Source organism: Anaerolineales bacterium (genome assembly GCA_019637755.1).
GTDB lineage: Bacteria > Chloroflexota > Anaerolineae > Anaerolineales > UBA11579 > JAMCZK01.
The window spans coordinates 1,015,864-1,039,223 of the sequence record JAHBVC010000001.1 but is presented as its reverse complement, the minus strand read 5'-3'; the positions used below and the strand labels follow the sequence as shown (position 1 = coordinate 1,039,223).

The window sequence follows — 23,360 nt, the reverse complement described above, 5'->3', positions numbered from 1 at the left end:
TGAGCCTGGTTAGGCGGCGGCCTGGCCGTAGAGCTTGCGGTGCACCGCGCTGAGCGCACGCACCTGATCGGCGGCGTGGTAGCTGCTGCGCACCAGAGGGCCGCTTTCAACCCACTTGAAGCCAATGCTGAGGCCGTAGGCTTTGAAATCGGCAAATTCTTCGGGAGTGACGTAGCGCTCGATCGGCAGGTGCTGCTTGCTGGGCTGCAGGTACTGGCCGAGGGTCAGGATGTCTACGCCCCACTCACGCTGATCACGCATGACGGCTTTGACCTCTTCGTTGGTCTCACCCAGGCCGAGCATGATGCCGCTCTTGGTCAGCACTTCGGGGTCCATCTTTTTGGCGTTGCTCAGCGTGGCCGCGGCCCAGGCGTAATTGTCTTGCGGCTGCACCTTCTTGAACAGGCGCGGCACGGTTTCCACATTGTGGTTGAGGATCTCGGGGCGGGCATCCATCACGATCTTGAGCGCCTCGGGGCTGCCCTTGAAGTCAGGAATGAGCAATTCGATCGAGCAGCCGGGGTGGATCTGGCGAATGCGCTTGACCACCAAGGCCAGGATCGGCGCGCCACCATCGGCGCGCTCATCACGGTTGACGCTGGTGATGACTGCGTGGCTGAGGCCCATGTCTTTGACGGCCTGGGCCACGCGCAGCGGTTCGGCCCAGTCCATCGCATTGGGCATGCCGCGCTTGATGTCGCAGAAGCCACAGGAGCGCGTGCAGACATCGCCCAGCATCAGGAAGGTGGCGGTGCCGTCTCCCCAGCATTCCCCGATGTTGGGGCACATCGCTTCTTCGCACACGGTGTGCAGCGCTTTGCTGCGCATGAGGCGCTTGATGTTCTCGTAACTCTCGCCCATTGGGGCGCGCACGCGGATCCAATCCGGGCGGCGGCTAGGCTTGGGGGCCAACTGGATATCTTCCAGCGGGATGCGATTTCGAGTGGGAGCAACCATGTGACTATTTTACCTGTGCGGGCTGGCGGCGGTGGGCTTAGCCAGCCTTGGCAGACTGGAAATTTTCAAAGGCTTGCTGGATCATTTGGCGTGCTTCGGCGGCGTCTCCCCAGCGGAGGATCTTGACCCACTTGTCTTCTTCCAGATCTTTGTAATGGGCGAAGAAGTGCTCGATCTGTTGCAGGGTGATGGCGGGCAGATCGTGGGCTTCGAATACGTGGGCGTAGCGCTTGGTGAGTTGCGGCGCGGGTACGGCCAGGATCTTCTCGTCGGGGCCGGCTTCGTCTTGCATGATGAGTACGCCGATCGGGCGCACGCGGATCAGCGCCCCGGGGATCAGGGCGCGGGTGTTGGCCACCAGCACATCGCAGGGATCGCCATCGCCGGAGAGGGTGTTGGGGATGAAGCCATAGTTGCCCGGGTAGTGCATAGGCGTGTAGAGGAAACGGTCTACGACCAGAGCACCGATCTGCTTGTCGAATTCATACTTGATCGGCTCACCGCCGGTGGGCACTTCGATGATGACGTTGACTTCATGCGGCACATTGGGGCCGTGAGTGATGGCTTCTAAACGCATGCTAAACCCTCCCGTAGGGTGACTGGCTAGCAGCCGGGCTCGGCAAGTTCTTGCGGGAGCTGGGCATCGGGCCGCCATGTTTTCCAGGCATGGCAAAGCTTGTCTCGCGCGGCTGGCTGCTTGAGCAGTATATCCGCACTGAGCAGGCGTGCTTCTTGTTCGCGGCCGGTCATCAGCAGGGCTTCCACGGCAGGGAAACGGCCAAACTGCAGGTTGGAGGTATAGCCCTGGGCTTTACTTTCTTCCCATAACGCCAACACCTCATCCCACTCGCCTTGTTGCTGGGCCAGATCCATCTTTTGGAAGTAGTAGCACCAGGTATGCTCTGGCTCTGCACCGAAGATGGCGGGATTGGGCAATGGCCCGGGAACGGAGGAGGCGAGACTCAGCTGGCTGAGTGGGGCGATGCTGCTGATGGCGGGATCTGCCAGCCGGTTGTACTGATCCATCTCGTTTAGAAACCAGACACATTGCCCATAATTGGAATTGTCGTAAAGGATCAGCTTGTGCGCATCTGCGGTGAAGTGCAAATTGCTGATGTGAAAATCGAGCTCGATGCCGCTCTCCAGGTCTTCTTCGTGGCTAAGGAGATTGTCGTAATAATCCAGAACCCAGTAGTCAACCTGGCCTGTGGGCGAGATCGGGGCATGGTAGAGCGTATTGATCGCCGCGGCGGCTGCGTAGCTGCTGGTGTAGGCAGTCATCACTTCGGGGCCAACCAATGAGGTGCCTGCGGCCAAGCTGGGGGCGCGCCAGTAGAACTGCCAGTACATGCGTTGCTGTTCTTCCCAATCCCAGCGGTATTCATTGGCGAAGCGCAGCTGAGCGCCGGCGGCCAGCCCCACCAGCGTAGCCAGCAGCAGGATGCGCGGCAGGCGGTTGGCCACCAGGGTGTGCAACAAACCCGCGAGCAGTAGGCCAGCCCCCAGCATAGCGGGCAACGAGAACCTGTCGACAAATAGGCCGCCCAGCAGCGTGCGGCCAGTGAGTTGGATCGGCAGCAAGCTGAGCACGATGCCGGCGGCGCCAAGCCATACCGCCTGGCGGCCAGGTTGCTGGCTGGGCTGCTCTTCTGCCGGCAGGAGGCGGAAGTAGGCAAAGCACGTGGCGGCGGTGATGGCGGCCAGTGCCAGCGAGAACATGGCGGTGCGATTAGAGAAATCGATCAGTGCGGCGTTGAGGGTATTTGCCCAGGCATCCACGATCATCCTGACCCCGTTCTGCAGGGTGGCTTGAAGGAAGGCGGGGATGCCGATCCATTCCAATCGGTTGGGATCCTCAGGGATCACCAGGGTGGTACGCCAGATGAAAAAGCCCACGAGGACGGCCAGATAGGGCAGCCATTGGCGTGCTGCGCTGAGCAACGATTGCTTGAAGGAGCCATGGCGCGGATAGAACCAGACCAGTAGTAGCAACGGACGCAGCAGTTCCAAGCCGGCGAAGTATTCCATTGTGAACAGGTGGGCGATGGCGGCCAGGATGGCAAGCGCCCGCCAGAGATTGCGCCGTGGCTGCGCAGACAGTGAGCGCAGCATGGCATACAGCGAAAAGATGCACAGGTTGTATACGATGAAATGCTGGCTATAGGCCACCGCGATCGAACCTTGGCTGAAGGACGGGTAGACAAGAAATAGCAGGCTGGCCATGCCGGCCAGCTGATCTGCGCGCGGCCACAGGGTGCGCAACGTGAGCCACAATTGTGCCGCCGCCAGGATGCGCAGGCCTAGAAAGAAGAGATGCCAGTGGAGAGGGGTGACGCCCAGGATGGGCATGGTGAGCGAATAGGTCCAAAACGATAGCGGGCGAATGTAGCTGAAAAAGCCGCGCAGTAATTCGGGGGAGCCTTCCTGCGCCAGCAGGATCAGCGGCCAATCGTCCCAGTAGAAGCCGAGCCGAGGGATGAGCAGGCCAAAGGCGGCGATGGCGATCAGTACAAGGAATAGCGGGAAAGGAAGCTTTTTGAATTTCACGAGCATGTATTTATTTTATTCTTCTACAGAGAGAATTGTACGAGCGTAGGATTAAGGTGTGAGTGTGGGGCCGCGAGGTAAGCGCGGGCGAGTGGCCACAATGGAATATAATCGTGGCGAAGTTAACTGCGGGCGTCGCCAAGTGGTAAGGCATCAGCCTTCCAAGCTGACATACGCGGGTTCGAATCCCGCCGCCCGCTCTCGAATGACGATGAAGCTCACGCGTAGGGGAATGATCTTTCGGATTGTGCGCCTGGTAGGCAGCAAGCTTATCAAGGGCGAGTATAGCTACCCCAATGTGAGCGAGATCTCGGCTGAGCAATTGTTTGAGAAGCTGAGCTCGGCCAAACCGCCGTTACTTATCGACGTGCGCTCACACACCGAGTTCACTACCGCGTATGGGCATTTGCCAACCGCACGGCTGATCCCTCTAATGGAGCTGGTCGGCACTTTTCCGAGCGCAAGTAAATTCAAGCAGGCGGTCAGCATGGTGGAGGCGCAATTTGCCGAGATCGAGGCCTATAAGCCGCACGAAGTGGTCACAATCTGCCCTGGCGGCGGCTTCTCGCTGGTGGCGGCTGAGATCATGGCAGAGGTAGGCTTTGAACGGGTGACGAGCCTGGCGGGCGGCGCGGATGGCTGGTTCAAGCAGGGATACCCGACCTCTGGGCCGGTTCGTGCGGAGGAGACGTGATGAAAATTGATGCCGTGGCGGTGAGCTCTACCAACATGAAAAACACGATGGCTTTTTATAAGCTGCTTGGCTTCCAATTTGATGCATATGATGCGGATGCTCAGCATGTAGAACCGCGCACGCCGCAAGGCTCGGCGCGGCTGATGATCGATGCCGCCAGCCTGCTGGCTGACCTGTTGGGCGAAGCGCCGCGGCCGGGCAACCACGCGGTGTTTGCGCTGCAGCTTGCTAGCGCGGCCGAGGTGGATCGAGTTTCGGCGGCCGTCAAAGCGGCTGGGCACCCGCTTATAAGGGAGCCGTGGGATGCCCCGTGGGGGCAGCGCTATGCGATCGTGCAAGACCCGGATGGCTACCGTATCGATCTGTATGCGCCCCACTGAGCCGCGCCGGCCCCTCAAGTTCCCATTACAATAATTCACGCATGCGGCCGTTGCATACGGCTGCGCTACAGTTCACCGGAAGCACGGGCCCGTAGCTCAATGGCAGAGCAGGCGGCTCATAACCGCTAGGTTTCAGGTTCGAGTCCTGGCGGGCCCACACCGACTAGACAGAGGCAACGATGACAGAGAACGGTACGAGTACCAACGGATTTATCCAATCTCTGGGGGCCGTGCTATGTACGGCACTGGCGCCAATCCTCGCACTGCATAACTTCAACATCCAGTACATCCAGCCCCCTGCGGTGGTGCGTACCCTGTGGGTGGCCATAGCGCTGGCCGTGGGGCTGTTTTTGTTCGCATGGGTGATCTTGCGGCGGCCCTATACGGCAGCCGCGTTGACTATTCTGTTTCTCTTGCTTTTCTTCTTGTACGGCCACATCTTCGATCTGCTCAGCCGCTGGTTGCCCGTTCGCAATCTGCTTTTTTCGGGTGCCTGGGTGCTGCTCTTGCTGGTGGGCGCCGTATGGCTGCTGCGGCATCCTGCGCAGGCGGCGCGCTTTACCCAGATCGTGCTGGTGATGACTGCGCTGGTGGCAACCTTCAACTTTGCCAACATCCTCACGTATGAAGTGGCGCGCCGGCGTGCTAACCAGGCCAGCCTGGAACAAACCGGGGCGATCGGGGCCGCGACCAATTTTGGCCGGCCAGATATTTATTACATCATTCTGGATGCGCATACCCGGCCGGATGTGATGGCGCGCTTTGGCTATGACAGTTCTCCATTTGTGCAGAAGTTGGAAGCAATGGGCTTTTATGTCGCCAGTTGCAGCCAGGCGAACTACTGGCTCACCACATTCTCCGTGGGCGCCACGTTGCGCATGGAATACTTTGGCCCTGAGTACGACAACGAAAGCGCACTGCCTGACTGGAAGGTGAGTGCCGCGCTGCAAAATCTGCGGCAGCTTGGCTACCAGGTGGTGACCTTTGAAACGCGCGCCAACGAGATCAATAATCAAGATCTGGGCGAGGATGTGTTGCTTGCCAGCGCGCGCCAGGAAACCTTGTATGAAGACTTCTATTCTTTGGCGAGTCTGAATGATTTTGAAGCCAATGTGATCCGCACCACCTGGCTACACTCCTGGCTGCAACTGGTGGGCAATTATCGTCACTTGCTCCCCGCAGGCGCTCTGGATGCGCAGGCCGCTGCGTACTTGCGGCACTACCGCCAAACCAATTACATCCTTGAGCAACTGCCTGAATTGGCATACCTCGAATCGCCTAAGTTTGTGTATGCGCACCTTCTTGTGCCGCATGAACCCTTTATCTTCGATGCCAGCGGGGCATACGTCTATCGCAATATGCAGGATGATTTTACGGAGGGCTATCGCAACAATGCCGAGTTTATCGATCGGCGCATTGCCGAAGTCATCGAGCAAATCCTGGCAAACTCGGCCCAGCCGCCGATCATTATCTTGCAAGGAGATCACGGCCCGAATGGTTCACAGCCCGATCTGTTGCTGCCGATCTTGAATGCCTACTACTTCCCGTACGGTGGCGATGAACAGCTCTATGATCACATCACCCCAGTCAACAGCTTGCGCACACTCTTCTCGTATTACTTTGGCGCCGAGTACCCACCTCTGGAGGACCTGAGCTACTACGGGCATACCCCTAACCTGAGCGAAGGTGTGCTGACCCCGAATAGCTGCGTTCCGGCAGCTAATTGAGCTCGCGCAGGTTTTCCCAGAGGATGTAAGTGCCGGCCACGATAATGAGGCCGATCAGCAAGGGCCAGAAGAATTGGTAGAGCAGCACGAGAGTGGCAATCAGCGCCAAGGCATTGGTAAGCCGGCTGAGCAACCAGCCCAGGCGGCTGCGGAACACCGCCTCGATCACCGCCACGATGCCGAGCATGGCGACGACGCCAATCAGCAAATACTGGCGGGCAAACAGCACAATCCCCACAAAGGTCAAAAGCACCAGGCCAATGCTGGCCGCAGCCCACACTTCGGCGATGCGGCTTAGGCGCAAGCCAATGGCGCTGGCGGGGTGATGGGCGCGGTGAATGTGCGAACGCGCACCCACCTTATAGCCGCCGCCAAGACGCGCTGCATACAGGCCCAGCGCTTCGCGCAACGCGCCGTCTTGGGAGAGCTGGGCGCGCAGGCCGTCAATCTCCTGCGCTAGTTGGCGAATGCGCTCTTTGCGCTCGTGGTGCAGCGCTTGCATGTGCGGCTGCTCCAATAGTGCTTCCGCCTCGATCTCCAGGTCACGTAATTCGCGCGTTTTTTCGGCAATGCTGATCTTTAGCGCATCCTGGCGCTGCTGGATCATGTGCTGGCGGCGGCGGGCGCGATCTTGGGCGCGGTTGGGCGGCACTTGCTTATCCAGCCCGGCCCAGCCCAGCGGGTCGTACCAGGTGCGACGCACCGTGCCGTTGCGGTCATACATTGGGCCGGCGGGCGCGTTCTCGCCGGCAATCGGGTCACGCGCCCACAGGCCCCACAGGCCGCGGTAGCTGCGCACCCAGGCCGGGGCGGGGCTGAGCAGTACCGGCTCGGCCCAGGGCTGCGGCTGGCCGGGGCCGATGCACTGGCCATCGCCGCGGGCATAATCCACGAAGGGGATGCGGAACAGGGTGGCATTGGGCCGCGAGCCGTCCTCGGTGCGCAGCAGGCGCTCCCAGGTGGCACGCACGCGGCCCCAGAACGCCGAGAGCGGTGAGAGCAGTGGCAGCTCAAGCTCAGTGAGGTATTCGCCGGCCTGGTAGTAGCTGGCGTGCGAGCCGGCGCCCACATACACCACCGGGTGTTCGCCAATCTTCTCCAGCTCAGGGTCATCCCACCGCCGGCGCAGGTCATCGCCGTCAAAATCATGGCTGGCATAGCCAGACCATTCCGGTTGCCAGCTGCCGCTATCGTCTTTGTAGAGGTAGAGGCACACCATTTCCCAATCGGCCTCGTGGTCATTCACCCCTGAAAAGCCAGAGCGCCAATTGTTGAAGGCGTAAAAGTACCAGTATTGCAACACCAACCAGCCTTCTTGCTCTACCACGCGGCCATAGTATTGGTATTGCTCGGCTTCGCTTTGCAATTGCTTATAGCGCATCGCCGCGGCGGCGGCGGTATCACCGGGGACGCGGCCGCGCACGAACAAGCTCAGCGAGAACAACGCATCGAGCAGGCGCGAGCCGTAGCCCACGCGGGCCAGCCGCCCGGCGCCGGCGTGAAAGGCCTGCTCGCGCCCGGCCCGCGTCAGGGTCTGTTGGAGTTGGTAGGAGGCCAGCTCGGTGATGGTGAGCGGCTCAATAAACTTCAGAAATTGGATCGTACCGAAGGGCTCCAGCCGGCTGTGCGCCAGGCTATCCAGGCTGAGCGCCCCTTGGGCATGAATGCGCTCGAGTGGTTGGTTGGGGCGCTGCACCCAATAGCTGCAGTTTTGTAGATAGCGCTCGACATCCATCGGGTAGAAGCGCTCCCCGTGGGTGAAGCGTAGCACCGGCTCGAAGCGGCGCAACAGCGCGGTCTGCTCCAGCGGGGAAAGCGAGCTCATCGCGCCTCTTCAGCGGGTGTGGCTTCGATCAGTTCGGTGGGAAAGCTGGCGCGCAGGCTGGCCTGGTTGAGATTGACCACGATGATCACGGCCAATAGCATTTGAATATAGATGTAAAACGGGCGTTCAGCGGCGCGGTAGAGCGCCAGGGCGTGCAGCAATGCCGTGCCTTGCACTAGCATGGCCAGGTTCCAGGCCGAGGGGCGCAAACGCAGCAGCCCCAAGCCGGACCAGGCGCTGAGGAACGCCAGGGTGATGTACAGCCCGGCGCGCCAGACCTCGCGCCATTCATGGTTGGCGATCGGCGGCTCAGGCGCGGCCAGCAGGGCCAGCACGATCAGGCCGATGCTTTGCAGGCAGACCAGGCGGCCGGTAAAGGTAATCGCCGCCGGGCGAACGGAAGCCGGGTGCGCAGGGGCTGCAGAGTCCATCCGGCAGAGTCTACCATTTGGCGCCAAGTGGATTGTGCTGCGATGCCGTGCAGCTATGCGGCGATGTTTCTGCTATTATCGCCACATGTTGCGCGAAATTCTTAGCGACCGGCGCTTGATGCGCTATCTGGTGCTCAATGTCATCGTTTCGGTTGTCAGCGCACTGATCGTCATGTCGCTGTGGACGTTCTTCGTATTCCGCGACCCGCCGGAGCTGACGATCCTCAGTAGCGCGGCAGGCGGCGGCAACAGCAGCCCGTTGCGCATTGCTGCGGTAGTAGCCGCCGGTGACCTGCAGAATGAGCGCGTGACCTTGGAGCATAGCGGCGCGGAGCAATTGGCGCTGGCGGGCTGGCGGCTGCGCGACAGCAGCGGCATTGAATTTCGCTTCCCTGCGTTGGTGCTGCACCCCGGCGGGCAAGTATCCGTGTACACGCGTACGGGCGAAAACACGGCTGCCGAGTTGTTCTGGGATCGCCAAGTGGCCGTGTGGGAACGTGGCGAAGAATTGACCCTGCTGGATGCCAGCGGCACTGTGCAGGCGACCTATACGGTGCCGTAAGAAAGAATGAACAGTGAAAGAGTGAACAGTGAAGAGGTTTGTCGTTGACTGAGATAAACTCATGGAATCACTAATCACTACTCACCGTGTATCTATGCCTAATATCGACGAGATCATTCGCAAGGCAATGGACGCAGGGGCGTTTGACAACCTGCGCGGGGCGGGCAAGCCGCTTCGCCTGGAAGATAACCCGTATGTAGAGCCGGATTGGCAGTTGGCATATCACTTGCTGAAGGAGAACGGCTTTGCTCCCGCCTTCATTGAGGTGCGCCAAGCTATCGAGCAGGATCTGGCGGCCGGGCGCGCTCGCCTGGCAGAGAACTTGGCCTGGCGCACTCAGGCAGGGCAGGCGGGAATGAGCGCAGCGTTTGTGGCAGTGCAGTGGCAGCAGGCCCAGCAGCAGTTTGGGGATTTGGTGGCGCAACTCAATCAACGCATCCGTGACTACAACCTCACCGTGGGCCATGTGCAGCTCACTCGCGCCCTGATTGACGCGGCGCGGGAGGCTGCGGCCATTTGCCAACCCGGCGATGCGCGCGGCTGAGTTGTAGCTGCGCATGCGCTCTGTTACACTAGTTGAGAGCTGCTAAGCTCCCCAACGGCCCATGTCTCAATCTCTGTATCGGAAATATCGCCCCAATCATTGGTCTGATGTCGTAGGCCAGGAGCATGTGGTCAGCACGCTGCGCAACGCGGTAGCGGCTGGCCGGGTAGGGCATGCCTACTTGTTCTCCGGGCCGCGCGGCACCGGCAAAACCAGCGTGGCACGGCTGCTGGCCAAGGCAGTTAACTGCACCAACGCCAATGCCGCCGAGCGCCCGGATTGCACTTGTGAGCACTGCCTGGCCATGCAAGCCGGCAGCTTTATGGATCTGATCGAAATTGATGCTGCCTCCAACACCAGCGTGGACGACGTGCGCGACTTGCGCGACAAGATCAATTTCTCGCCCAACCAGGGCCAATACAAAGTCTATATCATTGACGAAGTGCACATGCTCTCCACTGCAGCTTTCAATGCGCTGCTAAAAACGCTGGAGGAGCCGCCGCCGCACGCCATCTTTATTCTGGCCACCACGGAGACCCACAAAGTGCCGGCTACGGTGCTCTCGCGCTGCCAACGGCATGAATTCCGTCGCCTGCCGCTCGACGAGACGGTAGCCCAACTCGAAAAGATCGCCAATGACGAGGGTGTGGATGCGGAGCGGGAAGCGCTGGAGTTGATCGCCCGCCAGGGTACTGGCAGCCTGCGCGATTCGATTTCCTTGCTGGATCAGTTGGCGGTGCCCGGCGAACGCTTGCAGTTGGCCTGGACGCAACAGGTGCTGGGCACCTCGGCCAGCGAAGCGGTATTGGCCGTGATCGATGCCATCGTGGCGGGCGATGCGGCCGCTGGGCTGGAGCAATTGGGCGCGGCGCTGGATAGCGGCAGCGATGCCCGTCAATTGGCGCGCCAGATCGTGAATACCCTGCGCGGCATCTTGTTGCTGCGCATGGGCGCCAGCGTGGGGCATGAATTTGCCGGAGACGAGATGCGCCGCATGCAAACCCAGGCCGAGCAGTTGGAGACCCGCGCCGTGTTGCGCACCCTGCACCTGTTCAACGAGGCTGCGGCTGAAGTACGCCAGGCCTGGCAACCTGGCCTGCCGTTAGAGATGGCCTTGGTCGAAGCGCTGCAGGCGCCGGCCGCCGCCGTCCCCGTTGCGCGCGCGGCCGCTGCGCCCGGCCGGGCTGCGCCTGCGCGCCCCGCGGCACCATCGCTGGCTCCTGCGGCGCCGGCTGCAGATCACGCGGCGGCCGGCCTGGATGGTAGCCAGTGGAACAAGATCAAAGAGGTGGCCAGGCAGCACAGCCCCAACCTGGCGGCGCTACTCAACTCTTCTAAAGCGCGCCAAGTGCGCGGCGAGGAATTGATGCTGGGCTTTGCCACGGATGTATTGAAAGAGAAAATGGAAAAAGCCGAAAACCTGCAGATGCTGGAAACTGTGTTGCAGCAAGTGCTGGGCGGCGCTTACAGGGTGACCTGCTTTGTGAGCAGCGCCAAAGCGTCAGACCTGCCGGCGGGTGTGGATAGCGCTGGCATCGTGGCCGCAGCGGTGCGCCTGGGCGGCGAAATTGTCGATCAAAGTGATCAAGCCACAGATGATTAGTGGCCATATCAAAACAAACGAACGGAGTTTTTAACTATGGATAAATTGCCCGGACTTGGCGACATGGGTGGCATGCTCAAACAACTGCGCCAACTGCAGAGTGACTTGGCCAAGGCACAGAAAGAGCTGGCCCGCCAGACGGTAACCGCCGAAGTGGAAGGCGGCGCCATCAAAGTGGTCATCACCGGTGATCAACGTATCACCAGCCTGGAGATCGCCCCTGAGCTGGCCGCCGATCCGCAGAAGCTCAGCAAGCTACTGATGGAAGCTACCAACCAGGCGTTGGAAGCTTCGCGCGAGATGGCGAAGGACCGGCTAGGCCCGCTCTCGCAGGGGTTTGGCCTCTAAGCCGTGTTACTGCCCGAGCCGATCCAGCGCGTCATCGAAGCATTCTCGCGCCTGCCTGGGGTGGGGCCTAAAACCGCCTCGCGCCTGACTTTCTTTTTGTTGCGAGGGGATGGCGGCTTGGCAGAAGAGATCTCGCGCGCGCTGGGCGGGCTGCGCGCCGGCACGGCGACCTGCCAGCAATGTTTTAACATCACCACCGCGGGCGAAGCGCTGTGCCCGATCTGCGCCCACCCGGAGCGCCAGCAAGAATTGTTGTGCGTTGTTGAAGAGCCGCTGGATGTGCTCGCCATCGAACGCACGCAAGGCTACCGCGGCCTGTACCATGTGCTCGGTGGTGCGCTCTCGCCGATCGAAGGCGTTGGCCCCGAAGATCTTAAGATTGCTGAGTTGTTGCAACGTTTGCAGCAAGGCACGGTACGTGAACTGATCCTGGCTACCAACCCCAGTATGGAGGGCGATGCCACCGCTATGTATCTGCAGCAGCAGGTGGTGCCATTGGGTGTGCAGGTGACGCGCTTGGCGCGCGGCCTGCCGATGGGCGGCGACCTGGAGTATGCCGATCAAAGCACCCTGCTGCGTGCCTTGGCGGGCCGGCAAAACATGTAGCTTAAAATATTCAGAATCGCTTGCTATTTGTGAAATTCTGCATATAATCTCGCTTGCATTTGGTAACGGAATATCTGTAGCGAGTACAGCATTCCCTAACAACTGAACAAGTTGAGAAGCGACGGAGGCCCCGACTGCCTTGATCGGCAGCGGGACTTTTCTTGTCTGCCAGCCTTGACAGGCCACAAAGGTGCAGGTACAATCCCGCCCCTGTGTATGCGCCGGACCTTAACATCTGAATAGTGATAAGAAGTAAAAGATAGCTTGCGTTTTCTTTTGACAAACCGCATAAGTTTGTAACTATGTGTGTCGCAAGACACACTTTTTTGCGGAGAGTTTGATCCTGGCTCAGGATGAACGCTGGCGGCGTGCCTAATACATGCAAGTCGAACGAGGCCCTTTGTATTCGTACAAGGGTGTCCTAGTGGCGAACGGGTGAGTAACGCGTTGGTGACCTGCCCCGAAGTGGGGGATAACAGTCCGAAAGGGCTGCTAATACCCCATGTGACTGTGAGAGTTAGAGGTCTCACTATCAAAGGAGTAATCCGCTTCGGGAGGGGCCTGCGTCCCATCAGCTAGTTGGTAAGGTAATGGCTTACCAAGGCTAAGACGGGTAGGGGACCTGAGAGGGTGACCCCCCACACTGGAACTGAAACACGGTCCAGACACCTACGGGTGGCAGCAGTAGGGAATATTGCACAATGGGCGAAAGCCTGATGCAGCAACGCCGCGTGCACGATGAAGGCCTTCGGGTTGTAAAGTGCTTTTATGAGGGAAGAGAAAGGACTGTACCTCATGAATAAGGATCGGCTAACTACGTGCCAGCAGCCGCGGTAACACGTAGGATCCGAGCGTTATCCGGATTTACTGGGCGTAAAGCGCGTGCAGGTGGTCTATTAAGTTGGATGTTAAATCTCCCGGCTTAACTGGGAGTTGTCGTTCAAAACTGGTAGGCTAGAGGACGGTAGAGGAAGGTGGAATTCCGGGTGTAGTGGTGAAATGCGTAGATATCCGGAGGAACATCAGTGGCGAAGGCGACCTTCTGGACCGCTCCTGACACTCCAACGCGAAAGCTAGGGGAGCAAACGGGATTAGAAACCCCGGTAGTCCTAGCTGTAAACGATGTGAACTTGGTGTCGGTGGGGTAAAACCTATCGGTGCCGAAGCCAACGCGATAAGTTCACCGCCTGGGGACTACGGCCGCAAGGTTAAAACTCAAAGGAATTGACGGGTGCCCGCACAAGCAGCGGAGCGTGTGGTTTAATTCGATGCTACACGAAGAACCTTACCTGGGTTTGACATATACGTGGTAGAGAAGGGAAACCGGATCGACCCTTCGGGGAGCGTATACAGGTGCTGCATGGCTGTCGTCAGCTCGTGTCGTGAGATGTCCGGTTAAGTCCGGTAACGAGCGCAACCCCTGCTGTATGTTACATGTGTCATACGGGACTGCCGGTATCAAGCCGGAGGAAGGTGGGGATGACGTCAAGTCAGCATGGCCTTTATATCCAGGGCTACACACACGCTACAATGGTCGGTACAACGGGTTGCAAGACCGCAAGGTGGAGCCAATCCTCAAAATCGGCCTCAGTTCAGATTGCAGGCTGCAACTCGCCTGCATGAAGTCGGAGTTGCTAGTAACCGCGCGTCAGCATTAGTGCGGTGAATACGTTCCCGGGCGTTGTACACACCGCCCGTCACGTCATGGAAGCTGATAACACCTGAAGTCGGTATCCTAACCGCAAGGAGGGAGCCGCCCAAGGTGGGATTGGTAACTGGGACGAAGTCGTAACAAGGTAGGTGTACCGGAAGGTGCGCCTGGATCACCTCCTTTCTGGAGCATTGAGTCTCCTCCAGCATCCTCGTGGTGCAGAGGAAGCACTCCACTCTCCACATCAGGCATACACTCACTGAGTGATGCCAAGTCTCACTGCGGTGGTGAGGCGAAACTGCCAATCACTTTCTCACAAGTGTGCGGCAAAAAATGCAAACTGTCTCCTTCTTATCACTATTCAGCGGTTAAGGTACCGCAGCGCTGCGTTGCGTGCCAACGCAAGGGCCTGTAGCTCAGTTGGTTAGAGCGCTGTGCTGATAACGCAGAGGTCAGAGGTTCGAATCCTCTCAGGCCCACTCTACCGGCCAGGGGCTCGGGGATGTAGCTCAGTTGGGAGAGCACCGCCTTTGCAAGGCGGGGGTCAGGGGTTCGAGCCCCCTCATCTCCACTCTCTGGAGTGGTCGCCTTCACAAGTGAAGGCGGTGCGGTATAATGCAGTGAAGTAGTACGAAACGGAGAAAGACTTCTGACTGTACAGTTGGTGGTTTCGTAAAAAACAAGCGTGTCGTAACGCAAGAGGCTTCGGTTTCGAGGGCCCGGCGTTGCGCCGGGCCCTTCTGTCTAAGGTGCCCGAGATTAACAAGTAAACGTGTATGAATATCCAGCCTGGCGCTCCTCTGGGGCCCCAGGCCGGCTATTGATGCCGGAGCATAACGGGAGCGTTTTGCGGCGTAGCAACCGTAGGGCAAGTCCCAAGGCGGGCAGCGATGCTCGTGTGCACTTTACCAACTGAATAATGATCCTAATAGCAAAAAATGTAACAAGGGTCTTATCAAACGTGAGTTTGATATTTCCTTGTTGCGGAAAATTTTCGATTTCTCCGCATTACCATATGATTAAGCTACTAAGAGCTTATGGTGGATGCCTTGGCGCGACGTGCCGATGAAGGACGCGGGACACTGCGATAATCCCCGGGGAGCCGTGAACAGGCTTCGATCCGGGGGTCTCCGAATGGGGAAACCCGCTGCGATGAACTCGCAGCACCGCCTAGTTGAACACATAGACCTGGCGGAGGGCACCTGGTGAACTGAAACATCTTAGTAACCAGAGGAACAGAAATCAACGAGATTCCCTTAGTAGTGGCGAGCGAACGGGGAACAGCCCAAACTCAAGAGGCTTGCTTCTTGAGGGTTGTAGGGTCTGGCACATGGAAGTGATCAATCATGAAGTTAGCAGAATGGTGTGGGAAAGCCTACCAAAGAGGGTAACAGTCCCGTATGCGAAAGCTTCATGACTTCCGTCAGATACCTGAGTACCACTGGACTCGTGTAATCCGGTGGGAATCTGGGGAGACCACTCTCCAAGGCTAAATACACGTTGCGACCGATAGTGAACAAGTACCGCGAGGGAAAGGTGAAAAGCACCCCGGTGAGGGGAGTGAAATAGAACCTGAAACCATAAGCTTACAAGCAGTCGAAGGGCTATGACGCGTCTGTGAACCCAGAGATGGGCATCGCGGCGTTAGGCCTGACGGCGTGCCTTTTGGAGAATGAGTCTGCGAGTTAATTTTTGTGGCAAGGTTAAGGGAGTAACACCCGAAGCCGGAGCGAAAGCGAGTCTGAATAGGGCGTGCAGTCGCAAGAATTAGACACGAAACCTGGTGAGCTACCCATGGTCAGGGTGAAGCGAGTCTAACCACTCGTGGAGGCCCGAACCTTTCAACGTTGCAAAGTTGTGGGATGAACTGTGGGTAGGGGTGATATGCCAAACGAACCAGGAGATAGCTTGTTCTCCCCGAAATAGCTTTAGGGCTAGCGTCTTGCGTTTAGTGCCGGAGGTAGAGCACTGGATGGGCACGGGGGCTTACTGCTTACCAACCCCAACCAAACTCCGAATGCCGGTACTCCAAAGCAAGGCAGTCGGACCACGGGAGATGAGTTTCGTGGTCGAGAGGGAAAGAGCCCAGACCATCGTCTAAGGTCCCAAAGTCTACGCTAAGTGGGAAACGTTGTGAGATTACTGAGACAACCAGGAGGTTTGCTTAGAAGCAGCCATCCTTTAAAGAGTGCGTAACAGCTCACTGGTCAAGTGATCTTGCGCGGAAAATGTAACGGGGCTAAGCGTAGCACCGAAGACATGGGTTTCAACGTAAGTTGGAGCCGTAGGGGAGCGTTCCATAGGCAGTGAAGGTCGACCGTAAGGACGGCTGGAGCGTATGGAAGTGAGAATGCAGACATGAGTAGCGTAAAACATGTGAGAATCATGTTCGCCGTAAATCTAAGGTTTCCGACGGCAGGTCAATCCGCGTCGGGTTAGTCGGTCCTTAGCCGAGGCCGAGAGGCGTAGGTGATGGATATCCGGTCAACATTCCGGAACTATTTGAGATGAGCGATGGGGGGACACAGCGAGGTAGGCCAGCCTGCGATTGGTTGTGCAGGTTCTAAACGTGTAGGCGTTGAGGTTCGTAGGTAAATCCGCGAGCTGAGCTGAGGCGTGATGGCGTGCCCTGAGGCTGAAGTGGTTGAGCCTTGCTGTCGAGAAAAGCCTCTAAGCGTTGACCCTCAAATAACCGTACCGCAAACCGACACTGGTAGATGGGTTGAGTATACCAAGGCGAACGGGAGAACTTTCGTTAAGGAATTAGGCAACTTAACCTCGTAACTTCGGGATAAGAGGTGCCCATAATCGTGAAAGAATTTCTTCTGTAGCGAATTTGGGTCGCAGTAAACAGGCTCTGCTGACTGGTTAACAAAACCACAGGTCTCTGCTAAGTCGTAAGACGATGTATAGGGGCTGACTCCTGCCCGGTGCTGGAAGGTTAAAGGGACGTGTTAGCGCAAGCGAAGCACTGAACTGAAGCCCCAGTGAACGGCGGCCGTAACTATAACGGTCCTAAGGTAGCGAAATTCCTTGTCGGGTAAGTTCCGACCCGCACGAACGGAGTAACAAGTGGAGCACTGTCTCAACGAAAGACCCGGTGAAATTGAAATACGAGTGAAGATGCTCGTTACCCGCATCAGGACAAAAAGACCCCGTGGAGCTTTACTGTAGTTTGGCATTGATTTGGGGCTTGACTTGTGTAGTATAGCTGGGAGGCTTTGAAGCTGGGGCGCTAGCCTCGGTGGAGCCATCAGTGAAATACCAGCCTGGTCAAGTTTCGCATCTAACCCCACGCCGTTATCCGGGTGGGGAACCGTGCCAGATAGGCAGTTTGACTGGGGCGGTCGCCTCATAAAGAGTAACTGAGGCGCTCAAAGGTTCCCTCAGGCTGAATGGAAACCAGCCGTAGAGTGTAAAGGCACAAGGGAGCTTGACTGTAAGACCAACGCGTCGAGCAGAGACGAAAGTCGGACTTAGTGATCCCACGGTACCGAGTGGAAGGGCCGTGGCTTATCGGACAAAAGCTACCCCGGGGATAACAGGCTGGTCACGCCCAAGCGTCCATAGCGACGGCGTGGCTCGGCACCTCGATGTCGGCTCGTCGCATCCTGGGGCTGTATCAGGTCCCAAGGGTTGGGCTGTTCGCCCATTAAAGCGGCACGCGAGCTGGGTTCAGACCGTCGTGAGACAGGTCGGTCTCTATCCGATGTGGGCGTAAGGGATTTGCGAGAATCTGCCCCTAGTACGAGAGGACCGGGGTGGACAGACCTCTGGTGTGCCAGTTGTCCTGCCAAGGGCATAGCTGGGTAGCCACGTCTGGCAGGGATAACCGCTGAAAGCATCTAAGTGGGAAACCCGTCTCAAGATGAGATCCCTCATCCGTTATGGAGTAAGACCGCAGGTAGACTACCTGCTTGATAGGCAGTGGGTGGAAGCGCAGCAATGTGTGGAGCTAAACTGTACTAATGGTCGAGGGCTTAATCGGTAATGTGGAGAACTCGAAGATTTTCCGTGCAGCAACCCAGGGTCATTATTCAGTTACCAGACTTGTGAAATAGTCTCTTGGTGATTTATGCAGCGAGGGTACACCCGGTCCCATCTCGAACCCGGCAGTTAAGCTCGCTAGCGCCGATGGTACTTGGGGGGCAGCCCCCTGGGAGAGTAGGTCATTGCCAAGAGACTTTTCTTTTAACTCAAAATGCCGCCAGATCCTGGCGGCATTTTTGTTTCCGCATCGCCCCCATTTATAATGCCCGCCATGCAGGGCGCGGACAGCAAACGTGTGCCGGCCTTCGTCCACTTGCCGCTCTTGTGGACCAGTCTGGCATTTCTCCTCGGTATCCTGGCCGCCAATCGCTGGCCGCACGGCGCGGCCTGGCCGTGGCTGGCCGCGCTGTGCCTACTGGCCTTACTCGCCGCGCTGTGGCGCTGGCCCCACGCGGCGGCGCGCCTGGCCTTGTTCGCCGCCTTGCTGCTCACACTGGGCGCGCTGCGCTACCAGGCGGCGCAGCCGCAGCTCACCCCCGCCGACCTGGCTTTTTACAACAATGCCGAGGGGCAGCTACAGGTGTGGGGCCATCTGACCCAGCCGGCCGTGGCGCGTGAAAACCACACCGAGCTGTGGTTCGAGGCGGAGCAGCTGGAGCTGGACGGGCAGCTATACGCCGTGCGGGGGCGCGCCCTGGCACGCGTGGCCTTGGGCCAGCAGTGGCATTATGGTGACGGCGTGCTGCTCACCGGCCGGTTGCGCACTCCAGGGGGCGATGAAGATGACACCTACGCCGAATACCTGGCGCGTCAAGGCGTACATAGTGAGATGCCTTTTGCTAACGTGCAGGCCAGCGGTCAATGGCACGGGGATCGCCTGCGCCAGTGGCTGTACAGTATTCGATCAGCCGGGGTGGAGCGCCTGCACCAGCTCTATCCTGACCCGGTGGCCGGTTTGCTGGCTGGTATTCTGCTCGGTGATGAAAGTGGCATCAGCCAGCAGCTGAAGCAGGCGTTCAACACCACCGGTACCCGTCACATCGTAGCCATCTCGGGCTTCAATATCAGCATCATTGCCGGGTTAGCGCTCAGCGTGTTCACGCGAGTGGTCGGCAAGCGCCGCGGCCTGTGGCTGGCGGGCCTGTGCATTGTGGCTTACACCGTCTTGGTCGGAGCGCAAGCCTCCGTAGTGCGCGCGGCGATCATGGGCCTGGTGGTATTGGCCGCTCAACTGGCCGGACGCGATCAGCACAGCCTGAACACGCTGGCCTTCACCGCGGCTCTGATGGCCTTGGTGAACCCTTTGATCCTGTGGGATGTTGGCTTTCAGCTCTCCTTTATGGCCACGCTGGGGCTGCTGGTGTATGCCGGCCCCTGGCGAGCCTGGTTAGAGCAGCAGCTTGAGGCGCGTCTCCCCGCAGTGTGGGCCACGCGCCTCGCCGGCCCGATCAGCGAATACTTTTTATTTACCTTGGCAGCGCAAGTACTCACCCTGCCGTTGCTGCTGTATCACTTTGGGCAATTCTCGCTAATTACTTTTCCGGCCAATCTACTGATCTTGCCATTGCAGCCGGCGCTGTTCATTCTGGGCGGTCTGTCCCTACTGGTGTCCTGGGTTTGGCGCTTACCCGGCCAGCTATTGGCGCTTTGTGCCTGGCCGCTGGGCGCGCTCACCGTGCGCAGCGCGCAGTGGCTGGCGCAGCCCGCCTGGGCCGTCTATCCTGTTGAGCATGTTAGTTTAGCTCTGGTGCTGTTGTATTACGCCGCCGTGCTGGCGGCCAGCCTGGCGCCCTTGCGCCAGGCGCTGCGCCGTTTGCAGCCGCGCCCGGCGCTGGTTGCCGGCCTGTTAGCAGGCGCGGCACTGGCCGCCTGGGGGCTGGCGGCGGCCGCACCCAGCGGGCGGTTGCAAATTACCCTGTTGGATGTGCCCGGTGAGGCAATTCTGATCCGCACACCCACCGGGCGTAATGTCTTGATCAACGGTGGGGGCAGCGCGCTCGAACTTTCCAGCCAGCTCGGCCAACATTTGCCATTCTTTGCCCGCCAGCTGGATTGGGTGCTGCTGGGCGGCAGCCGTGCCGAGCAGATCGACGGCCTGCGCAGTGGCTTTGAACGCCTACAGGCCAATGGGGTGCTATGGGGACACAGTTGGCCCACTCCACAGCTCAGCGCATTGCTGGAGAACTTGTCTACTTATGCCCCCAGTCCTTTAGCCCAAGGGCAAACGCTGGATTTAGGGGATGAGGCCTCTTTGCAAGTGCTCGGCATTGGCCCGCGTGGCGCCACCTTCCTATTGCAATGGCGCAACTTTCAGGCGCTACTGCCCACCGGCATCGATGTAGACCAACTGGCTAGGTTGCGTGCTGAGCCGGTAGCCGGGCTGGATCTGCTCTTGTTGCCTGAAGGCGGCTATCCCCCGCTGAACCCGCCGGAATGGCTTGCTGGCAGTGGCGCCCGCGTATATTGGCTCAGTGCCGAAGGCACCGCGCCGAACGCCGCGCTGCCGGGCCGGCTGCTTTCGGTGGCCGAGCACGGCTGGCTGCGCGCCGAGACCGATGGCTACCGGCTATGGCTCAGCAGCGCCACCCCGTGAGTGCCCGGGCTCTCATGCAACCTTAAACCCAGGCTCGGCGCGGCGGCGCGGCGTTCGGCTATAATCCGCGCTCCATGTTTAAGAAACCTGTGATCCGGCTGGCTGTTTTGGGAATGGCCTTGTTAGGCTCGTCCGTGGCGTGGTATTTGATTTCCCCGCTGTTTACCAGCCGGCAAGCTTACACCATGTTTCCCACGCTGGCGCTGATGGCCAGTGCTACCCCGCGCCCGGCCACGGCCACTCCATTGCCAACCGCCACCCTGGAGACGATTGACTTCAGTAGCATGCCACAAGCACAACGCGTAGCCAGTGGTAGCTTTATGGCGGTGGCCGTGGCAGGCAGCGGCAATGTGGAGATCTACGCGCTCGAGAATGGCGCCCACATTGTGGCTTTGGAGGACGTGCAGCTGGATGCGTATCCGAATCTGCACGTGGTGCTGGCCGATGGCGAGGTTGATGCCAGCAACGCTCCCGATTGGGCCACCAGTCTCGACCTGGGCTTGTTGGCGCTAGCCGAGGGCGATGCCCAACTGGCGCTGCCCGCTGACGTTGAGCTGGCCGAGTATCGCGCCGTAGTGCTTTGGTCTTACCCTGAGCAGGTGCCCTATTTGGTTGCCGAACTCGAACCCATTACCCCAACTGACTAATCAGACCACGGGGCCACTTTGCGGTCCCAGCGGTGCGCCTTAAGTTGCTCCAGCAGTTCTGCGGGCAGGGGCTTGCCATCGCTCAAGGCGATGTTCTGCTCCACATGCGCCAACTTGCGCATCCCCGGGATGGTGGTGCTGACTGCCGGGTGGGCCAATACAAAGCGCAGGGCCAGCTCCGGCAGCGGCATGCCGGCGGGCAGCAAGGCCTTCAGTGCTTCGGCGCGTTCAACCGTGGGCTTTAAATTCTCTGGCCCAAAATAGCCCGAGCGCCAGTCATCTTCGGCAAACTGGGTCTCTAGCGTGAGCTTACCGCTAAGGCCGCCTTCATCCAATGGCACGCGTGCCAATACCGCCACGCCCAACTCCTGGCACAGCGGGAAGAGTTCATCTTCGGGCGCCTGATCGAAAATGTTGTAGATCACCTGCACCGCATCTACTGCGCCGGTGCGAATTGCCTTGAGTCCATTCCAGGGCTCCCAACGGTTCAAACTCAAGCCGAAGAATTTAATCAGTCCTTCCGCCTTCAATTGTTCAGCGGCTTCGATCCACCCGGGGGCCTCGGCCCACTGGTCATCCCAGACGTGCAGTTGTTGCAAGTGCAGATGGTCAGTGCCCAAATTATCCAGGCTGCGTTTTGTGAAATCGATAATGTGCTGGGCGGGGAATACATCCTCGAGCGCATCGTTTGGATCGGCCGGCCATACGCCGTTTTTGGGCGGCACTTTGGTAGCAATGATGATCTCGCTGCCCGGGTGATTGCGGATCAACTGGCCCAGCAGGCGCTCGCTATGGCCCGCGCCATAGGCCCAGGCGGTGTCAAAGAAATTGCAGCCCAGGGCCAACGAGCGCTCCAGCGCGGCCATAGATTGTTTATCATCGGCGTCTGACCACCCGCCCATCCCCCACAAGCCGTGCCCCATCTCGCTGACGCGCAGCGCCTGTTTGCCAAATTGTCTGTATTCCATTGCCGCAGATCCTTTCCGTGCAAGTATAACGGCCAGAAACAACAACGCCGGCTCATCGCCGGCGCTGTTGTGTTGGTTCTGCGGTTTGGGGCTATTGGCTGCTTAGTTCTACGGTCATCAACTCCTTTCCTGCACGAAGTTCCTTCTCGTAGCGGGCATGCCGGCGAATCACTTGCATGCCCGCGCGTTCATACAAGCGCACCGCGCCGGTGAGGCTGCTGCCATCTACGTTGAGCTCGGCGCGTTGCCAGCCGCGCGCCTGGAAGGCGCGGAAGCCATGCTGCAGCAACGCCAAACCCAGCCCCAGCTTGCGCCAGGGGCGGCGCACGCCGAGCAAATTGACCCAGCCCAAATCGCCGCCATCGCTGCGTTTGCGCCCAACCAGGTAGCCGGCGATCTCATCGCCATCCATGGCGATGAACCACAGGCTCGGGTCGTACTCGGTGCCTTCCGCCACCAACAGATGGCGGAAGCGCTCAAGACCCTTCTCGAACTCTTCGGCCTGGTGGCCGAAGTGGTCTTCGAAGGCCTGATCGTGAGCGGCATATACCTTGCGTAGATCCCGCTCGAGATCGAAAGGCTGTAAGCGGATACCGTGCGGCCACTGCGGCGCGGGGATCTCACCGTTGAGGGCAATGCCCATCTCAAAGGTATAGCGCGTCTTGCTGAAGCCACGCTCGGCCAGCAGCGCCTCCTGCGCGGGGATATCCATCAGGCTGAAGGTGCCGATCGAGACGCGCAGGTCCTCGGGTACTTTGTCCAGCACCGCGTGGCTGCGTGCGATGGCCCAATCCAGCAGCTGCGCATGGGCTGGGCTGCCGACCAGCTCAGGCAGCACGCGCTGGTAGATGTTGGGATGCACGGGCACCTCATTCCACGCGGTGGTTTCGGCGTACCCGGCAATGCGGCCATCCGCGGCCACTAGCACGCGCAAGTCATCGGCGGGCGCTATACCGGGCGTTTTCCAAAATCCGGCCAGGCCCTCCACCGTCTCCTCGGCGAAGTTGCCAAAGGTTTGCGAGAACTGGTTGATCACCGCCACCACGGCGGCGGTGTCCTCGGGCGCTACCGGGCGCAGCGCATACTGGCTATACAATTCGTCATCCATAATGCCTCCAAAGAATAAAAAAAGGCCGCAGGCGGGCGCCCGGCGACCTTAAACAAAAAAGGCCGCAGGGCGGTGCGCCATGCGGCCGGTCACTAAACAGAATTTGTCTATTGGCCAGATGCAGGCACACTACGCCAAGGCAGAGCGAAAACGCCAGCCTTATTGGCTGCGCTCTGCTG

The 23,360-nt window shown here is 59.3% G+C and carries 17 protein-coding genes, 4 tRNA genes and 3 rRNA genes; 17 read left to right on the top strand and 7 right to left on the bottom strand.

Going from position 1 to position 23,360, the window contains the following annotated elements; all coding sequences use genetic code 11:
• Positions 1 to 9: 9 nt before the first annotated feature.
• The 3 genes from lipA to KF821_05065 are packed head-to-tail and all read right to left on the bottom strand — an operon-like array spanning position 10 to position 3,510.
• Positions 10 to 957, bottom strand: a complete 948-nt coding sequence (gene lipA, locus KF821_05075; GenBank protein MBX3005180.1) for a lipoyl synthase — start codon at positions 955 to 957, stop codon at positions 10 to 12.
• A 37-nt stretch (positions 958 to 994) separates the two neighbouring features.
• Positions 995 to 1,534, bottom strand: a complete 540-nt coding sequence (ppa, locus tag KF821_05070; GenBank protein ID MBX3005179.1) for an inorganic diphosphatase — start codon at positions 1,532 to 1,534, stop codon at positions 995 to 997.
• Between the two features lie 26 nt (positions 1,535 to 1,560).
• Positions 1,561 to 3,510 (bottom strand): hypothetical protein, encoded by a 1,950-nt coding sequence (locus tag KF821_05065; GenBank protein MBX3005178.1) that lies wholly within the window; start codon positions 3,508 to 3,510, stop codon positions 1,561 to 1,563.
• Positions 3,511 to 3,632: 122 nt separating this feature from the next.
• Here KF821_05065 and KF821_05060 point away from each other — a divergent pair.
• From KF821_05060 to KF821_05040, 5 genes are all read left to right on the top strand, one after another.
• Positions 3,633 to 3,704 (top strand) — tRNA-Gly (locus KF821_05060).
• A 32-nt stretch (positions 3,705 to 3,736) separates the two neighbouring features.
• Positions 3,737 to 4,198, top strand: a complete 462-nt coding sequence (locus KF821_05055) for a rhodanese-like domain-containing protein (GenBank protein ID MBX3005177.1) — start codon at positions 3,737 to 3,739, stop codon at positions 4,196 to 4,198.
• Positions 4,198 to 4,578 carry a VOC family protein gene (locus tag KF821_05050; GenBank protein ID MBX3005176.1) on the top strand — a complete coding sequence of 127 codons (381 nt, stop codon included), beginning with the start codon at positions 4,198 to 4,200 and terminating at the stop codon, positions 4,576 to 4,578. Before KF821_05055 ends, KF821_05050 begins: the two co-directional genes overlap by 1 nt.
• Positions 4,579 to 4,663: 85 nt before the next feature.
• Positions 4,664 to 4,735, top strand: a tRNA-Ile gene (locus KF821_05045).
• A 22-nt stretch (positions 4,736 to 4,757) separates the two neighbouring features.
• The gene (locus KF821_05040) at positions 4,758 to 6,305 is read left to right on the top strand and encodes a sulfatase-like hydrolase/transferase (protein MBX3005175.1); all 1,548 of its coding nucleotides are present in this window, start codon (positions 4,758 to 4,760) and stop codon (positions 6,303 to 6,305) included.
• Here the strand turns inward: KF821_05040 and KF821_05035 are convergent.
• Both KF821_05035 and KF821_05030 read right to left on the bottom strand, forming a co-directional pair.
• A complete protein-coding gene (locus tag KF821_05035) occupies positions 6,298 to 8,130 on the bottom strand; it encodes a hypothetical protein (protein MBX3005174.1) in 1,833 nt (610 codons plus the stop codon). The genes KF821_05040 and KF821_05035 overlap by 8 nt on opposite strands.
• Entirely contained in the window at positions 8,127 to 8,561 is a 435-nt protein-coding gene (locus tag KF821_05030) for a hypothetical protein (GenBank protein MBX3005173.1), read from the bottom strand. The genes KF821_05035 and KF821_05030 overlap by 4 nt, the downstream gene beginning before the upstream one ends.
• A gap of 85 nt (positions 8,562 to 8,646) precedes the next feature.
• Between KF821_05030 and KF821_05025 the strand changes: the two genes are divergently transcribed.
• The 12 genes from KF821_05025 to KF821_04970 all read left to right on the top strand — a co-directional run bounded on the left by KF821_05025 (position 8,647) and on the right by KF821_04970 (position 21,105).
• Positions 8,647 to 9,123: a lamin tail domain-containing protein gene (locus KF821_05025; protein ID MBX3005172.1), complete on the top strand. Its 477-nt coding sequence runs from the start codon at positions 8,647 to 8,649 to the stop codon at positions 9,121 to 9,123.
• A 94-nt stretch (positions 9,124 to 9,217) separates the two neighbouring features.
• Positions 9,218 to 9,667, top strand: a complete 450-nt coding sequence (locus tag KF821_05020; GenBank protein MBX3005171.1) for a DUF1992 domain-containing protein — start codon at positions 9,218 to 9,220, stop codon at positions 9,665 to 9,667.
• Positions 9,668 to 9,728: 61 nt separating this feature from the next.
• Positions 9,729 to 11,270 (top strand): DNA polymerase III subunit gamma/tau, encoded by a 1,542-nt coding sequence (gene dnaX, locus KF821_05015; GenBank protein MBX3005170.1) that lies wholly within the window; start codon positions 9,729 to 9,731, stop codon positions 11,268 to 11,270.
• Positions 11,271 to 11,306: 36 nt separating this feature from the next.
• The gene (locus tag KF821_05010) at positions 11,307 to 11,618 is read left to right on the top strand and encodes a YbaB/EbfC family nucleoid-associated protein (GenBank protein MBX3005169.1); all 312 of its coding nucleotides are present in this window, start codon (positions 11,307 to 11,309) and stop codon (positions 11,616 to 11,618) included.
• Positions 11,619 to 11,621: 3 nt separating this feature from the next.
• A complete protein-coding gene (gene recR, locus KF821_05005; GenBank protein ID MBX3005168.1) occupies positions 11,622 to 12,224 on the top strand; it encodes a recombination mediator RecR in 603 nt (200 codons plus the stop codon).
• Between the two features lie 325 nt (positions 12,225 to 12,549).
• Positions 12,550 to 14,058 (top strand): 16S ribosomal RNA (locus KF821_05000).
• Between the two features lie 222 nt (positions 14,059 to 14,280).
• Positions 14,281 to 14,354: transfer RNA gene (locus KF821_04995), tRNA-Ile, on the top strand.
• Between the two features lie 19 nt (positions 14,355 to 14,373).
• Positions 14,374 to 14,446, top strand: a tRNA-Ala gene (locus KF821_04990).
• 446 nt (positions 14,447 to 14,892) lie between these two features.
• A 23S ribosomal RNA gene (locus tag KF821_04985) occupies positions 14,893 to 17,863 on the top strand.
• Positions 17,864 to 17,939: 76 nt separating this feature from the next.
• Positions 17,940 to 18,056, top strand: a 5S ribosomal RNA gene (rrf, locus tag KF821_04980).
• The 16S, 23S and 5S rRNA genes sit together here with 2 tRNA genes alongside, the layout of an rRNA operon.
• A gap of 80 nt (positions 18,057 to 18,136) precedes the next feature.
• Positions 18,137 to 20,458, top strand: coding sequence for a ComEC/Rec2 family competence protein (locus KF821_04975; GenBank protein ID MBX3005167.1), 2,322 nt, complete (start codon positions 18,137 to 18,139; stop codon positions 20,456 to 20,458).
• A gap of 74 nt (positions 20,459 to 20,532) precedes the next feature.
• Entirely contained in the window at positions 20,533 to 21,105 is a 573-nt protein-coding gene (locus KF821_04970; GenBank protein MBX3005166.1) for a hypothetical protein, read from the top strand.
• On the opposite strand, the gene KF821_04965 is transcribed toward KF821_04970, so the two are convergent.
• Both KF821_04965 and KF821_04960 read right to left on the bottom strand, forming a co-directional pair.
• Positions 21,102 to 22,073, bottom strand: coding sequence for an aldo/keto reductase (locus tag KF821_04965; protein ID MBX3005165.1), 972 nt, complete (start codon positions 22,071 to 22,073; stop codon positions 21,102 to 21,104). The genes KF821_04970 and KF821_04965 overlap by 4 nt on opposite strands.
• Before the next feature lie 91 nt (positions 22,074 to 22,164).
• Positions 22,165 to 23,181, bottom strand: coding sequence for a GNAT family N-acetyltransferase (locus KF821_04960; protein ID MBX3005164.1), 1,017 nt, complete (start codon positions 23,179 to 23,181; stop codon positions 22,165 to 22,167).
• Positions 23,182 to 23,360: the final 179 nt, after the last annotated feature.